Origin of the sequence: Gluconobacter sp. Dm-74, from assembly GCF_018256135.1 — a bacterium.
Classification (GTDB): Bacteria; Pseudomonadota; Alphaproteobacteria; order Acetobacterales; family Acetobacteraceae; genus Gluconobacter; species Gluconobacter cadivus.
Window position 1 is genome coordinate 212,019 of sequence record NZ_JAERLX010000005.1, and the last position, 15,528, is coordinate 227,546.

The window sequence follows — 15,528 nt, forward strand, 5'->3', positions numbered from 1 at the left end:
ATAGCAAGAAAGCTCACGTTGTGGTTGGTCTCGTCCGTTACGCTACAGTTCGTACCGTGTCCTCCCTGTTTTCAGGTGCGCAGAGCTGCGCGTGCCGGGGCAAATGGAGCATGGCATCGGCACTTTGCGGGCAGACGCTGGCCTTCGTAACTGTTGCCATAGGCGTGTCCACGGCATCGGGCCATGCCAGTGATTTACCTCACAAGGACAAAGCTGTCGGACACACACACGCCAGGAAGCAGGTTGCTTCGGTAAGGCGGCCGGCGGGGCTGGAGACAATTATCGTTACAGCAAACCGTCGTTCGCAGGATATTCAGAAAGTCCCTGCGACCATTACGGCGATCAGTGCAGAAACGATTGCGCGCCAGCATCTGGACAGCGCAGCGGACGTCGCTGCTTTTGCCCCGAATGCACTGGGGTATAATTTCGATGGTCGTTTGCGCCCCCGGTACTACATACGAGGCGTTGGTAACGGGAATGTCGCCAATAATGCGGTGGGCGCCGTCGCGCTTTATGCTGATGATGTTTACCTGAACAGCCTCGCTTTTCAGGGATTTCCACTGTTCGATCAGGCGCAGGTGGCCGTTCTGAACGGGCCGCAGGGCACGCTCTGGGGGAAAAACGCTACGGCAGGTGCAATTCAGTTTACCTCTCTGCGCCCGACATTCCGCAATGACGGGCATGCACAGGTCGATTTCGGGAATTATGGACAAAAGCGTGGCGAACTGGTTCTGAACACGCCGATTATCAAGCACGAACTCGCAACGCGTCTGTCTGTACGATACGAAAACTCCGATGGCTGGGCTCATAACCAGCAGACTGACAAGCGCGTTGGAAATTTTGGCGATTTCGCAACCCGTTTCCAAACGCTCTGGCGTCCAAGCGAGAGGCTGGAGTTCCTGCTCAACCTGCATGTGCGGGACATGCAAGGCACGAATGTTCCATATTACAGCGCGCCCGGGACTTCGGTTTATTCCCCTCTGAAAACCGGCAGCCGTGACCTGACGAACACCAATGTCAACGGCCGGCAGGCGCTTGTTTCAGAGGGGGCCTCACTGCACACCACATGGCGTCCGGGGGCAGGGCTCGCACTGACGTCGATAACGGCGTTCGAAAATGCCCAGCGTCGCCTTTCGGGGGACGGGGATTACACACCTCAGGAGTTCAGCCGGTCCTATGACAAACTGCACCCGACACAGGTCAGTCAGGAATTCCGGCTGGCATCCGATGCACACAAACGTATTTCCTGGATTGCCGGGGCTTATTACTTTCATGAAAATCTGAATGATGCGAATGCAAGCGTAACGCTTCCACCGGGGGCGGTGACGACACCGGCGATTATTGGTCAACCGGGGTATTCAGGAACAAACTACACACAGACAACCGATAGCGTTGCGATTTTTGGCAACACGACGATCCACGTCAATAAATGGTTCCAGATCGCAGGCGGTGTCCGCTGGACGCATGATTATCTTCATCTGGATCTGGAGAGCAGACAGGGGCTGTCACCAGTTTCGTTCTCGTCTAACCCTGCAAACTGGTGGAATGCGGGAAGCGTCGTCTCCCCGCTTGCCGGGATTGACAGCTACCATGGTGGGCGGAGCTGGTCGAATGTCAGCTACGAAGTCGAGCCGCAGGTTCTGCTTGGGAAAAACCAGATGCTTTATGTCCGGATTGCCGATGGTTATCGCTCCGGGCTGTTCAACACGCAGATTACCCCCAATCCGGTCAATCGCGGGGGAGCGCCGCTCCAGAAAGCCGCGCCCGTCAATCCGGAAACCCTGTCGTCCTATGAAGGCGGCTATAAGGGAAGCTGGTTTAACAAACGCCTGACCCTGAGCGCAGATGGTTTTTATTCCAAGTATGACAACATCCAGGTTTCTTGGACGGCTACTGACGCTGCAACGAAATCGACCATCATCTCATTGACGAATGCAGCATCGGGTATTTCCTACGGTGGAGAGTTTGCGTTTCAGGCCCGTCCTCTGAACGATCTGACCGTATCCGGAAATGTCGGTATCCTGCGCACGAAGTTTACGAACTTTACGGCTCCGACAGGCGCAACGGATCTGACAGGCAATGAATTTGCCCGTGCTCCGCACCAGACGGCCAATATCTCCGTCGATTACAGCTACCATACCCGCATTGGTGATGGCTCGGTCGGAACACGCTGGAACTACACGGGGCACTATTTTTACCTCGTTTCGAATGAAAAAGCCTCTGCTTTGCAGCAATCGGCCGTCTGGCTCGGAGATGTGCATGCGTCCTTTCGGCCCGGAAACAGTCGTTGGGAGCTGAGTGGGATTGTCTCGAACATTACCGGTAACCGGTACGTCGTTCAGGTTCTTCCGTACTCCGCAACAAGCCAGACTTTCACATATCAATACAGCGCTCCGCGGATGTTCCTACTGTCCGCGCGCGTAGATTTCTTTTGAGAAGGGGAATCTTCATGGTTCAGTCTTTTCCGGTCATTGATCTTCATGCCCATTGGTTTGCCCCTTCGACCCTCGATATTCTGGGCAAGCGTAAGGAAGCGCCACGCATCGGACAGCAGGGGGATCATCTTGCCATCTGGCGTACCGGGGCTGGAGCGGGGAAAGGCGGCGCATTTCCCCTTGGCCCACAATGGACGGATGTCAAAACGCGCCTTGCCCATCTGGATGAGGCAGGCATAGCGCACCAACTTCTGTCCTGGCCGACCACTCTTGGCGTTGATGCTGCCTTACCAGCCTCGGAAACGCTCAATCTCTGGACTGCATGGAATGACGAGACATCGTCTCTGGTTCGTCAGCATCCCGATCGTTTCAGCGCAGTCGCCGCACTGAGCACGAGCGATCTTGCATGGTCTGCCCGTGAACTGGCGAGAGCGCATGAGAAACTTGGTCTGATTGGCGGCGTGTTGCCGGTGAATGGGTTCTTTTCCCGAGCGTCCGCTGAGCAGTTTAGGCCGTTGTTCGAGGTGGCTCAGGCTCATCGCAGCCACATCTATTTGCATACAGGGTTCGCCAATCCCGTCATCGCAGGGCAGCCGCCCAATATCCTCTATGAGGATAACGAAGCGATCCGCTGGGTCATCGACAACGGCTTTCACTTTGCTTCGGCCATAGCAACACTGGCGTTCACGGATTTTCTGGATCCGTTTCCTGATGTCACGCTTCAGATTGCGATGCTTGGAGGTAGCGGGCTGGGGGCATTGGCCGCAGAACAGGCGGAAGTGTCTCCCCGCATTCAGGTCGGCTCATTACGCCATCACTTCCGTCAGATCTGGTTGGACACCGGTGCGGCGGGGAGTGGAAGTGCTGCGGTGGCTGCGGCGATCCGTGTTCTGGGTTCGGAACGGGTCGTCTTTGGCTCCGATTACGCGCCCCTGCCAGACGTCAGACCCACCCTTGAGCGTGTCCGTGCCGCTACATCCACCGATCCGGACAGTCAGCGCGCCGTGCTCTCTTCCAATGCCCTCTCGCTTCTCTCCCGTCATGGCGGTCTTCCCACACATCTGACGGCTTTCAAGGATACTGCACCATGACGCACCCTGTTATTCACTATACCCGTTGCCCCTCCGTTCCGACCATCACGGCGCTTGCGCAGGCACAGGGGCTTTTGCAGGAAGAGTTTCGCGATGAGCCCGATGTGGATTTCGAATTCACGTCTGTCGGGTTTTCACCCAAACTGAAATATGAGGCCGCAGACCGCCTGTGGCTGCGCAATGCCGGTCATGCACCAGCGTTGTGGAAGCGTAGTCTGGGGGTTGCCTGCAAGGTCGTGGGCCTTGCTTTCCTAGAAGGCCGTTATCCTGTCCTGTCTCTTCATAGCAAGGGGATCGCCAGCCCTGCGTCCCTGAAAGGACGTCGCGTTGCGGTCTTCCATAATCCGGACAGCCCGTTCGATCTGATGGTCGCCCAACAGCTCAAAATCTATCAGACGGCCCTGCAATCAGTCGGGTTATCTCTTAATGATGTGGAGCCTGTTTACCTCCCGCGTTTTCATCCCGGTGCTGTAAAGGGCAGCTTTCTGCTCTCGCTCTTTCACAAGGGATTGGAAGCACTTGAGAGCGGAGAAGTAGATGCAGTCGCGGCCTCTATCCCCCCTGACGGCGGCTTTTATCCGCAGCTTAACGTGGTTTATGACACACGCCTTGCGCCAGACAGGGTCTCGCGTGTGCATCCGTCCGTCCTGCGAGGTCTGGTTGTCAGTCAGCCGCTTCTTGAGGAACGCCGTGATCTTGTGGTCCGGATTGTTGAGCGTCTGATTGAAGCGTCGGAACGGGCCGCGCAGGCTCCGTTGGAAGCTATCCGGACCTTGGCCGGTGATCTGGGGCAGGCCCCTGAAGGTCTGGCGGCAGTCTATGAAAATATTCCTCAAGGTGTCCGTCTTGAGCTGAACGATGACTACGTCGCGTCTCTGGCGGCCCAGAAGGAATTCCTCCTGCGACACCGTCTGATCGAACATGATTTCGATCTGGAAAGTTGGATTGACCGTTCCATTCTTGTCGATGCCACGGCGCTTCATCGTCAGCGGCAGGCCCGGACCGTGAAGGTCTAACCGCCATGTCCGACGCATCATTGATCCTCTCCGCCGAGACTGGAGCCGCCATGTCGACAACTGGCCGTTCTGTCCGCGCATCGCGCGGATGGGCGCTTGCCCTCCTGCTGGCGACGGGAACAACCTGCGCCATGGATGGCATGATCCTTGCCGGGCTTCTGACCCCGATCAAAGCGGATCTTCATCTGTCAGATGCGGCTTTTGGAAGCGTTGCGTCCGTCTCGACGGTTGCGGGCGTCGTCGGTGCGCCGTTATTTGCTGCACTGGCATCACGGTTCAGCCGAAAGAGCGTTCTGGTTGGATCAATTATTCTTTGGAGCCTTGCCTCTGCGGGGAGTGCCCTGGCGTCCGGCCTGGCAACACTGGTATTGTGGCGGACGCTGACAAATTTCGGCATCGCTGCCTATCAGGGAATTGCCCCCGGATGGCTGGCAGATCTCTACGATCGGCGTGAGCGGAACTTTGTCTTCTCCCTGTTCATGCTGCGAAACAAACTGGGGTCCGCTCTGGCCTTCGGGGTTGGAGGCTGGATCGCAGCCCACGCAAACTGGCATGAGGCCTTTTTGCTGACGGGGCTTCCGGGGCTTGCTCTGGCCTTTCTACTCCTGCTGGTGTCTGAGCCAGCACCCGGCGATGCCGATGGGCATATCGTGACCGGAAAAGTCCCAGCGGGGTGGAAGCATCAGCTTTCCGTCCTGAAAATTGGTCCATATGTGACGCATCTGGCGGCGTTATGCCTGTTTTTCTCGGGTATGATGACGGCACAGATGTGGCTGCCGGCCTTTCTGCACCGGGCGCATGGGCTGGATAACCTTCAGGCCACGCGTTTTGCATTTCTGGTTCTCATCGCCACTTTGCCAGCAGGGCCTCTCGGGGGATGGCTGACCGGACGTTTTCTGGCTGATCGGGTCTGGGGAATTGCCGCTTCCCTTGCCGTCAGTGCGTTGATGGCTGCGTCCCTGTTCCTCGTTGCCTTCACGACCGCCAGTTTGCCGTTGTGCGAAGTCTTCTGCCTGCTTGCGATTACGACGTTCGGGGCAACGGCTGGCAGTCTGACGACATTGCTGATCGAGACCGTGCCGGTATCGCTTCGTACGATTTCGGGGTCGTTCGGCGCAATGGTCGCCGGCGGAATTTCCGGATTGATCGCTCCATGGCTCCTCGGATTGCTGTCGGACCGTTTCGGGCTGGCCAACGCCATTCTGGTCGGTCCGGCTTTCTATGCTCTTGCAGCAATCTTCTGGATTGGCCTGACCCTTCACATCTTCCGTACCCGCGCATCCTGATCCTTCATATCATCAAGGCTTGGACACCATGAACACCATCAATACTCTGTTTCCGGTTGCCGCGGCGCGGAATGCCCTTGTTGCTGCGACACGTCCCAAAACAGTCGAAACCTATCCTGAGGACTGGGTTGCACGCGCCCGTGAACTTGCTTCGGAGTTTCAGGCGGGTGCCATTGACCGGGATCATGACGGGCAGCGACCTGTCGACCAGATCCGCCGCCTGCGTGAGAGCGGGTTGGTAAGTCTGCTCTATCCAAAAGCGCTCGGCGGCGGCGGCGGGACATTGCAGGACGCGGCTCAGAGCGTGTTGGAAATTGCCAAAGTTGACGGCTCCACAGCAGCGCTTCTTGGATTTCACTTCTATAATTCACTCGTGCCGTTACTTGCCGACTATACGGATAAAAATGCTGATTTCGTAAAACGCTCAACGCAGTCACGCTGGCTTTGGGGGAATGTGACGCAGTATGTGAACAAGGACTTCGTGGCGCAACATCATCCTGAAGGCGGCTTCACAATCAGCGGCATAAAGAAATGGAATACAGGTGCCCCGCTGGCAGAAATCACGACTGTTCTTGCCATTCATCCTGATCGCGACCGCTATATCTATTCAGTCATTCCGACCAATCGTAAGGGTCTGACGTTTCACGATGACTGGAATCCTATTGGTTTGCGCGGGGCTGATTCCGGAACGATTGAATTCGATAATGTCAGAATTCTACCTGAAGAAGTTCTCCATTGGTCCCATGGTCCGGGTCAGACTGGGCCTCTGCCGCTTTGGGCAAGTTTTGGAGCCATCTTTTATTCGGCTGTTTTTATCGGACGAACGCTGGGAGCACTGGAGCGCGTGCGGAAGTATACTTTGAGCGGCCGACGTCAGGGCACGTTTGCCGGTGCCACGGTATCCGCAGACGATCCGTTCATACAGGCAGAATTCGGTCAGTATTGGGTGGAAGCCCAGGCTGCTCGCGCTTATTTCGACACCACCATCCAGACAGTTCAGGCCGGTTGGGAGCGTCGCCGCGAACTGACGGACGATGAACGTAGCAAAATCGCCCTTGAGACACTCTCGCTCCGGACTTTTGCATCCCGGACCGCTCTTGAGATTACGCCGCGTATTTTTGAACTCGCAGGAGGTCGGGGAACGGCATGGGCAGCCGATTTCGATCAGTACTGGCGCGATGTTCGCACTCTGTCGTCGCATGATCCGGAAGTTCTGGCCCGTCGCGTTATCGGGCAGCACACATTGCATGGAACATCGCTGGTTTTCCCAACGCATTTTAGGCCCAGGACGCATTGATCTGGACGGCAGGATGTAATTCAGGCTCCCTGAGGAGACTGAAGAGGAGTGATCTGTATTGGCTGTCGGACGAGCAGATGGATCGTCTGCGGCCCTTTTCCCGAAGAGCTATGGCAAACCTCTCGTTGATGACCGTCGTGTGTTGAGCGGGATCATTTTCGTGAAACGAAATGGTCTGTGCTGGCGTGATGCACCCCGGGAGTACGGTCCACACAAGACGCTCTACAACCGCTGGAAGCGCTGGAGTGCTATGGGGACATTCATTCGCATGATCGACGGATTGGCCACTGACAAGGCGGAGCCTCAGACGATCATGATTGATGCGACCTATCTCAAGGCATATCGCACAGCTTCGAGCCTGCGGTTAAACAAGGGGGCCCAGGCCGTCTGAGCGGGCGGACCAAAGGCGGGATGAATACGAGGTTGCATGCCGTCACCGAACGGGCGTCCACTGAACTTCTTCATGACCGCAGTCAGATCAGTGATTATACCGGTGCCGCTGCCCTTCTGGACAGTCTCCTAACAGCCGAATGGATGCTGGCGGACCGGGGCTATGACGCTGACTGGTCCAGGGAGGCCCTGGAGGAGAAAGGTATCAAGATCATGTTCGGCAGGTTCAAAGACTGGAGACGGGTCGCAACACGCTATGACAGATGCCCGACCGTCTCCCTCTCAGCCATCTGCCTCGCTGCAACCGTCATGTTCTGGCTATGAGTCCTGAACCTAGAAACTTTTATTTATTCCCAGTGTGGAAAAGGATCCGCGAGATGATCGTAATGCCAGGGCATGAACACCTCGTCCTGTGAGGGCGGGACAAGGCAATCGTCCAGAGCTGCGCGGATGGCCGCTTCGTCCATTCCTGCGCCTATGAAGACGAGTTCCTGACGGCGGTCTCCGTAAACGTCGTCCCAGTAGCCTGCGAGTGTGGTGCGCCATGCCGCGTCGTCCGGCCAGTTCTGGTGGGGAACGCTGGCCCACCAGCGTCCCGCAGCCTGATGGCGGGCCAGAGCACCTGCGATGCTCAGGTCGCCAACCCAGTCCGGTCGGGTTGCGAGCCAGAAATAGCCTTTGACCCGGACGACACCCTCCCATGACTGTTCGATGAACGCGGCGAAAGCTTTCGGATTGAAGGGGCGTTTGGCCCGGTAGACGAAGCTGGTAATGCCATATTCCTCAGTCTCGGGGCGATGTTCGGCATGACCGTGCAGTTCCCGGAACCAGGTTGGGTGCTGGTGTGCTCTGTCGAAGTCGAAAAGACCCGTATTCAGGATCTGGTCCGGCGCAACCTGGCTCTGGCGTGTTTCGATGAGCTTTGCATCGGCGTTCAGGGAGCGGATGATCAGTCGGGCCGCCTCGGCCTGTGCAGGCGAGGCGGTATCCATTTTGTTGAGGATGATGACATCCGCAAATTCGATCTGATCGACGAAGAGGTCCACGAGCGCGCGTTCGTCGTCCTCTCCCGCGACTTCACCCCTGTCCCGCAGAAAATCGGTCGAGCCATAGTCCCGGAGCAGGTTCACCGCATCCACGACCGTCACCATCGTATCGAGGCGTGCGATGTCGCTCAGGCTGCGCCCGTCCTCATCGCGGAATTCAAAGGTTGCGGCCACAGGGAGAGGCTCGGCAATGCCGGTGGACTCGATCAGGAGATAATCAAACCGCTTTTCCTGCGCCAGCCGGTCCACTTCTGTCAGAAGGTCGTCGCGCAGGGTGCAGCAGATGCATCCGTTGGTCATTTCGACCAGTTTTTCGTCTGTTCGCGAGAGGTTGCTGCCCCCGTTGCGAACGAGATCCGCATCAATATTCACATCGCTCATGTCATTGACGATGACGGCAACTTTCAGCCCTGCACGGTTATTGAGGACATGATTGAGAAGCGTTGTCTTGCCGGCCCCCAGAAAACCGGAAAGGACAGTCACGGGCAATCGAGTATCCGACATGTGGAGGAAATCCTTGGGACGTTGCAGCGGGTTGATCCGCCTTCATTATTTGATATGATATAACATATCAATGATAAGGGATATTGTCTGCGATGTCTGTCTGTCCGACACGCCGCCGTCTGGAGCGCCAGTTGCCGTTCAGTGGCATCCTGTCTGCGCATCGCAGCCTTGAGATGCACCCGATGGTCGTGTCACCAACTCTGACGGCGGCAGCGTCAGCCTATCTTGTGACGGGGCCGCGTCTGCTTATGGCAAAGGGGACTCTGTCCGAAATGGCCGCACAGCTTACTCCGCATTGTCCGGAGTCAGCGCGGCTTCTGATTCCGGACATGCTTGAGCTTGCGGAAGTTTACAGTGCGGTGTCCGGACACCGGAATCTGCGTGTCCGGCTGGAGAAAATCACCACGGACAGTTGCCGGAAATTCCACGTGGATTGTGTGGATCTGCGGCTGCTTCGGGCTTATGTCGGGCCGGGAGTTCAGTGGACTGCTGATGAGGGACAGACTGTGCAGGAGGCTCCGACAGGGGCAGTCGTTTTCCTCAAGGGGAAGCATTTTCCGGGCTGGGATGAGGCAGAGCAAATTCTCCATCGCTCACCCCCTCTTTCATTCCGCCCGGTGCCGGAGCGTGTCCGGCTGCTTCTGACAATCGACGAAGCGAATGCCTGTGGGGACGCCGCGTTCGATATGGTCGCCTGACTGGTACTGACGATAGAAAGCTGGTCGGGCCTACATGATCGGCCAACTGCTTCACGATCATTCTTGCCTTCTTGTGATGAACTCGAATGTCCGTGCGTCGAAAAGCTCGTGTCCAAAGCAGGATCCTGACTTTTCAACTGTTGGAATAGAACCTGCCGGACGCCGCCTGGTGCCTAACAGAGGAGAGTTGAGCTGTCGTCTACCAAGGAGCGAGTTCAGAGGATTGGATCGTCATTTCGTCCCGGTTTTGGTGGCGCGAGAAAATCGCTGATATGGTCTGTTGCAGAGTCCGAGACGGGATTTTGCTATCCGGATGAACTGCCTCACATGGAGGTTCACAGACCGATCATGCATCTTCAGAAAATACAGACAGCATCATATTACTTACAAAAAACTCTACACTTCTCTGCGCCATTCAACACCTCATAGGCCCTGAAAGATGCCTCGTACTGAGGCGAGCCGCTAACTATGAGAAGAAAAATCTCCAATAAAGCAGAATTATAAATTAAAATCCTATGGTATTTAATAATTATAAATTTATAAATGTGCAATATTTATGAAACATATTTTTCATGAAACTATTACACGACATCACAGATACGCGAACATAATGTTCGCCGCGTTATCACTGCCCAGATTTTATTTTCTTGATGCCGGGAAAACGCGAAATGAAAAAGAATGGTGTCCTGCTCACCACCTGTCTGAGTTCGTTGGTCTTCTACAGTGCCCATGCAGCTCCGGTCCCTGCGAAAACATCCCCCCACGGAGACACATCCCAGCACAGGACACCCCGGACAGCCCCTCAGAAGCCTGCCGCTAAAAAAAGCGCCGCGCCTGAAGCCACCGTTTCCAACAAATCAGAATCCATTGTCGTTCTCGGCTCGGGTGCTTCGCGTGAAACCCAGACGCTTTCTCGTCTGGCGCTGCAGGAAGTCGCCCCCGGCACCAGCCCTCTGAAGACGCTCTCGAAACTTCCCGGCGTCATGTTCACGTCTTCAGACCCGTTGGGCGCTTACGAATGGTCGCAGCAGATCATTATTCGTGGCTTCGACCAGAGCCGTCTGGGCTTCACGATGGATGGTATTCCGCTCGGGAATCTCGCCTATGGCAACGATAACGGCCTGTCGATCGGCCGCGCCCTGCAAACCGAAAACAACGGCCCCGCAACTCTCGCCCAGGGGGCAGGATCAGTCGGCGTTGCGGCTTCGAACGATCTCGGTGGCGCACTCGAATTCACGTCCATCGACCCCAGCACGAAATATGGTGTGGACGTTGCCGGAACGGTCGGGTCTTACGGCACATGGCGCACATTCGCCCGCGTCAATTCCGGCACCCTGCCTGGCGGTGGACGGCTGTACGTCTCTTATGATTATCAGGATGCCAACAAGTGGAAAGGCGACGGCATCCAGCAGCAGCAGCAGGCAAACGCCAAGTTCATCCAGCCGCTGGGTGAGAAGGTCAAGCTGACCTTGTTCGGCGATTACAGCCAGCGCGCGGAAAATGATTATCAGGATCTGTCCCTGCAGCTGATCCACACCCGCGGCTACAACGTCGATAACATCACCAACGACTACGGACTGGCCAAGCAGATCGCCCGGGCCTACCAGAACGGCACGGCTTTCCCGCAGGGGATCACAAATCAGGACCAGTCCTATTACAACTCCGCCGGTCTGCGTCAGGACGCGCTGGGTTACGGACGGCTGGACTTCGACATCACCAGCCGCCTCAAGGGCTATGCTACGGTTTACGGCCATACTAATACCGGCGAGGGCATTTACGCCACACCTTATGAACCCACGCCTGACTCACTCGGCGGCTCGCCCATTTCGGTGCGAACCACCGAATATGACATCCACCGCGAAGGTTTTATCGGCGGCCTGACCTACAAGATCGCCAACCACACAATTGATGGCGGCTTCTGGTTCGAAAACAACGACTTCGAGCAGGCTCGCCGTTTTTATCCGCTTAGCGAAAGCGGCTATACTGGTAGTTCAGTCCACTGGTTCCGCAACAATCCGTTCGCCACGCAGTGGCAAAGCGCGTTTAATACCAAGACATACCAGTTCCATCTTCAGGACACCTGGCAAATCACTCCGGCCTTCAAGCTGAATTACGGATTCAAGTCTCTGGTCGTCGACAATCATGCCCGCCAGCTTGAAGGCAACTACATGGGCACCCCGGTCGCCAACACCTATGCCGGAGGGTCCATTACGTCAGCCAACGGCTTCCTGCCGCAGCTTGGCGGCAATTACCGCATCAACCGTCATAACGAAATTTTCGCCGATTTCGCCCGCAACATGGCGGCCTTCGACAACTCCACGACTGGCGCCACCAGTCCGTTTGCAATGACGACCGCAGCGTATGCAGCAGCCAAGAATTCGCTGCATCCTGAAATGTCCTACAGCGAAGAAATCGGCTACCGCTATCACGACCACCGCATTCAGGCGTCTCTGACCGGTTATTACATCGAATTCGAAAACCGCCTTGCGTCCATCTCGCCCGTGTCCAGCGGAACGAACGTTCAGGGCTATGCCAGCATCTTGAGCAATGTCGGTGGTGTCACGGCACGCGGCATCGATGCCGCCTTCAACTATCATTTCACCGATAACTGGTCGATTTACGCCTCATACGCCTACAACCAGTCCACCTATGACGACAACCTGACGACCGGCGGCGTGACCTACGCCACCAAGGGCAAGAGCGTGGTTGCCATGCCGCGCAATCTGGCCAACGTACAGCTCAGCTACGACGACGGCTCGATCTGGGGCAATGTCGGCATGCAGTATCAGGGCCGCAGAACCTACACCTACACGAACGACCAGTGGATCAAGCCGAACGACATTTTCAACCTGAATGTCGGCTATCGCTTCCACAGCCATAACTGGGTGCTGCATGGTCTGGATGCCCAGATCAACGTCACCAACCTGTTCGACAAACGCTATGTCGCCACCGTCGGCAGCACGGGCTTTGCCGTCAGTGATCCGTCCGGCAGCCTCCAGACCCTTCAGGCCGGTGCCCCCCGCATGGTGTTCTTCACCCTGCGCAAGCACTTCTTCTGATCGCTGACCTCTTTACGGATGACGCCCTGATGCCCCGTTCCCCCAGCCGTCGACAGTTTCTCCGGTTCGGCTCCGCCACTGCGGCGGCGGCCCTTTTGCCGGAGAACCTGAAGCGTGCCCTCGCCATCGCTCCGCATACCGTCACAGGCACGATTCAGGACGTGGAACATGTCGTCATCCTGATGCAGGAAAATCGGTCTTTCGATCACTATTTCGGCTGTCTTCAGGGGGTTCGCGGCTACGCAGACCCCCGCGCCGAACGCCTGCCGGACGGCAGCAGCGTCTTTGCCCAACCGGACGGAAAGGGAGGCACCGTCCTCCCGTTCCTGTTCAACACGGCCCACACCTCCAGCGCCTGCCTCGCCAGTCTCGACCATAGCTGGAAAGGCACCCAGGCCGCATGGAACGACTGGAACACATGGATCTCCCACAAGGGGCCCATGACCATGGGGCATTTTACTCGCGCTGAAATTCCCTATTATTACGCCCTCGCCGACGCTTTTACGATCTGCGACGCCTATCACGCCTCCCTTTTCGGCCCGACCAATCCCAACCGCCTTTTCCTGTTTTCCGGAACGAGCGGTCTGGCCGTTGGCCATTCCGGCAAACAGGCCGTTGAGAACGTGGATGACGGGAACTGGTCGGCCGACATGGCCCATGACCATCCCGATTTCACACCGTTCCGCTGGGACACCTATCCGGAAAAACTTCAGGACGCCGGTGTCTCCTGGCGCGTCTATCAGGAATACGACAATTTCGGCGACAACCCGCTGGCATCCTTTGCACAGTTTCGCAATCTTGACCCGACATCCTGGCAATATCGCCGCGCACGACAGATCGTTCCCGGCCCCACCGAAGCCGACATGCACACGACCGAAGGCCGTTACCTTGTTGCCGAATTCGAACGCGACATCTCGGAAGGGCGCCTGCCGCAGGTCTCATGGATCGTCCCGCCCACCGCATTGAGTGAACACCCCAACGCCCCACCTGGCTACGGCGAACATCTCATTTCCCAGCTCATGGACGTCTTCGTCCGCCATCCCGACGTCTGGTCACGCACCGTCTTTATTCTCAATTACGATGAAAATGACGGGTTTTTCGACCACGTTCCTGCTCCGGTCCCCGCGCTGACACCGGAGCAGGGCGGCGGGACCGTCTCAACGCAGGGAGAGTCCTATCACGATGTTCCGGTCGGACTGGGACCGCGCGTCCCCGCCATCATCGTTTCGCCCTGGACAAAAGGCGGCTGGGTCAATTCGCAGGTGTTCGATCACACCTCCGTTCTGCGCTTTCTTGAAGCACGGTTTGGCGTTAAATGCCCGAATATTACACCGTGGCGTCGCAGCGTCTGCGGCGACCTGACATCAGTGTTCGACTTCGCCCAGACAGATCGCACATGGACCGCAAGCCTCCCAAATACGGACGACTATCTCCCCGAAACCCGACGCTCCTGCGTGCTTCCCCATCCGGTCGTCCCGACAGTCCAGAAACTGCCCCGACAGGAGGCAGGCCAACGTCCGGCCCGTGCATTACCTTATGATTTGCACGCTGATTTTCTGATGCCAGATACCCTCAAACTGACAAATACTGGTTCCCAGGGCGCCGTTTTTCGGGTTCGTACCAACGGTACCGCCCGACATTACACTCTCGATGCCCGAACAAGCCTCCTTGTTCCTATAAAACCTTCCGATATGGAAGCGATCACAGTTCACGGTCCCAATGGCTTCTATCGTTACTTGAGAGGGAAAGAATTTCCTGAGACGACGCTTCAATATGATCATAAATTAGGCACAATACTTTTATGTCTTCGTAATACAACGTCCAAGGCCCAGACTTTTCATATTAACGAAAAACATGCTGCCAGCCTCCGCACGGTTTCTCTGTCCCCTGCAGAAACCCAAACAATCCAATGGGATATTGCCCCAGCTTCATACTGGTACGATCTGGAGATTCTATCGACCCAACGGACCAACATAGTCCTGCAACTGTCAGGACATATCGAAACCGGTCGGCCGGGCCTAACTGAGCCCCATTTATAATAATAACGTAACAACATTTGGATAAATCTTATCCAATACCAAAAAATATCCTAACTATGCGTACTATCTGAAGCCGCCATTAATTTTCTTTCTGTGGAAATTTCTTTTTAAGAGGCAGAACTATCTTGTTCTGGGTCATATACCCAAGCAGATCACACTTTGCTAACAGACTACTAGGCTGCGTTGACAAAAGGTCTATACGACCAGCCTGAGTTCTGACTTGGTGCCAGATTCAACGCAGACGGTACTCTGAAGCGAGCATGCGACGAAGTAATCTGACGGCTTAGGAATGGGCGATGATCGGTTCACTTCTGCTGCCAGAGCGCACTACGGTAAATGAAATTCGGTTTCCGTCAGGATCTGCTGATTCACCGGATCCTGAGGGTCATTCCATCAGGCAAAGGTCACAGTGCTTTAAAGAAAACAGAATGGCGGCGTTACAGAGACCGCAACCGCATCAAGCGGATGATCAACCATCTCAAGCAGACGCGCCACATCACGATCTGATACGACAAAATCGCCCTGTCCTTTATGAGTTTCCTCAATATCGCCGCCGCAAGGTGCTGGCTCAGTCCTTTTGTTAACGTGATCTAGGCTCAGGACCTATTAATTTATTGAACTGAGCGAGAGGTTGTGATTCACAGGCTTACCGATGGAGGGTAGGCCT

General features: G+C 56.2%; 10 protein-coding genes and 1 pseudogene. 10 read left to right on the forward strand and 1 reads right to left on the reverse strand.

What is annotated here, in order from left to right; all coding sequences use genetic code 11:
• The first annotated feature begins 110 nt into the window (after positions 1-110).
• From JK208_RS09760 to JK208_RS09785, 6 genes and pseudogenes are all read left to right on the forward strand, one after another.
• Entirely contained in the window at positions 111-2,435 is a 2,325-nt protein-coding gene (locus JK208_RS09760; protein WP_211575893.1) for a TonB-dependent receptor, read from the forward strand.
• A gap of 14 nt (positions 2,436-2,449) precedes the next feature.
• The gene (locus JK208_RS09765; RefSeq protein WP_211575897.1) at positions 2,450-3,526 is read left to right on the forward strand and encodes an amidohydrolase family protein; all 1,077 of its coding nucleotides are present in this window, start codon (positions 2,450-2,452) and stop codon (positions 3,524-3,526) included.
• Complete coding sequence (locus tag JK208_RS09770) at positions 3,523-4,542, forward strand: ABC transporter substrate-binding protein (RefSeq protein WP_211575898.1); 1,020 nt, start codon at positions 3,523-3,525, stop codon at positions 4,540-4,542. The genes JK208_RS09765 and JK208_RS09770 overlap by 4 nt, the downstream gene beginning before the upstream one ends.
• Positions 4,543-4,547: 5 nt before the next feature.
• Positions 4,548-5,828: an MFS transporter gene (locus JK208_RS09775; RefSeq protein ID WP_211575899.1), complete on the forward strand. Its 1,281-nt coding sequence runs from the start codon at positions 4,548-4,550 to the stop codon at positions 5,826-5,828.
• Between the two features lie 28 nt (positions 5,829-5,856).
• Positions 5,857-7,125: an acyl-CoA dehydrogenase family protein gene (locus JK208_RS09780; protein ID WP_211575901.1), complete on the forward strand. Its 1,269-nt coding sequence runs from the start codon at positions 5,857-5,859 to the stop codon at positions 7,123-7,125.
• Positions 7,126-7,202: 77 nt separating this feature from the next.
• Positions 7,203-7,839: pseudogene (locus JK208_RS09785) on the forward strand (IS5 family transposase).
• Between the two features lie 23 nt (positions 7,840-7,862).
• On the opposite strand, the gene zigA reads toward JK208_RS09785, so the two are convergent.
• Positions 7,863-9,065, reverse strand: a complete 1,203-nt coding sequence (zigA, locus tag JK208_RS09790; protein WP_211575904.1) for a zinc metallochaperone GTPase ZigA — start codon at positions 9,063-9,065, stop codon at positions 7,863-7,865.
• Between the two features lie 92 nt (positions 9,066-9,157).
• Between zigA and JK208_RS09795 the strand changes: the two genes are divergently transcribed.
• The 4 genes from JK208_RS09795 to JK208_RS09810 all read left to right on the forward strand — a co-directional run bounded on the left by JK208_RS09795 (position 9,158) and on the right by JK208_RS09810 (position 15,368).
• A complete protein-coding gene (locus JK208_RS09795; protein ID WP_211575906.1) occupies positions 9,158-9,763 on the forward strand; it encodes a DUF1826 domain-containing protein in 606 nt (201 codons plus the stop codon).
• Positions 9,764-10,431: 668 nt separating this feature from the next.
• The gene (locus JK208_RS09800) at positions 10,432-12,822 is read left to right on the forward strand and encodes a TonB-dependent receptor (RefSeq protein ID WP_211575907.1); all 2,391 of its coding nucleotides are present in this window, start codon (positions 10,432-10,434) and stop codon (positions 12,820-12,822) included.
• A 29-nt stretch (positions 12,823-12,851) separates the two neighbouring features.
• A complete protein-coding gene (locus tag JK208_RS09805) occupies positions 12,852-14,861 on the forward strand; it encodes a phosphocholine-specific phospholipase C (protein WP_211575911.1) in 2,010 nt (669 codons plus the stop codon).
• 336 nt (positions 14,862-15,197) lie between these two features.
• A complete protein-coding gene (locus JK208_RS09810; RefSeq protein WP_211575913.1) occupies positions 15,198-15,368 on the forward strand; it encodes a hypothetical protein in 171 nt (56 codons plus the stop codon).
• The last annotated feature ends 160 nt before the right edge of the window (positions 15,369-15,528 follow it).

Bases quoted from the DNA above. Each gene is read 5' to 3' on its own strand.
- JK208_RS09760 (WP_211575893.1), top strand. From the start codon at position 111: ATGGCATCGGCACTTTGCGGGCAGACGCTGGCCTTCGTAACTGTTGCC.
- JK208_RS09765 (WP_211575897.1), top strand. From the start codon at position 2,450: ATGGTTCAGTCTTTTCCGGTCATTGATCTTCATGCCCATTGGTTTGCC.
- JK208_RS09770 (WP_211575898.1), top strand. From the start codon at position 3,523: ATGACGCACCCTGTTATTCACTATACCCGTTGCCCCTCCGTTCCGACC.
- JK208_RS09775 (WP_211575899.1), top strand. From the start codon at position 4,548: ATGTCCGACGCATCATTGATCCTCTCCGCCGAGACTGGAGCCGCCATG.
- JK208_RS09780 (WP_211575901.1), top strand. From the start codon at position 5,857: ATGAACACCATCAATACTCTGTTTCCGGTTGCCGCGGCGCGGAATGCC.
- zigA (WP_211575904.1), bottom strand. From the start codon at position 9,065: ATGTCGGATACTCGATTGCCCGTGACTGTCCTTTCCGGTTTTCTGGGG.
- JK208_RS09795 (WP_211575906.1), top strand. From the start codon at position 9,158: ATGTCTGTCTGTCCGACACGCCGCCGTCTGGAGCGCCAGTTGCCGTTC.
- JK208_RS09800 (WP_211575907.1), top strand. From the start codon at position 10,432: ATGAAAAAGAATGGTGTCCTGCTCACCACCTGTCTGAGTTCGTTGGTC.
- JK208_RS09805 (WP_211575911.1), top strand. From the start codon at position 12,852: ATGCCCCGTTCCCCCAGCCGTCGACAGTTTCTCCGGTTCGGCTCCGCC.
- JK208_RS09810 (WP_211575913.1), top strand. From the start codon at position 15,198: ATGAAATTCGGTTTCCGTCAGGATCTGCTGATTCACCGGATCCTGAGG.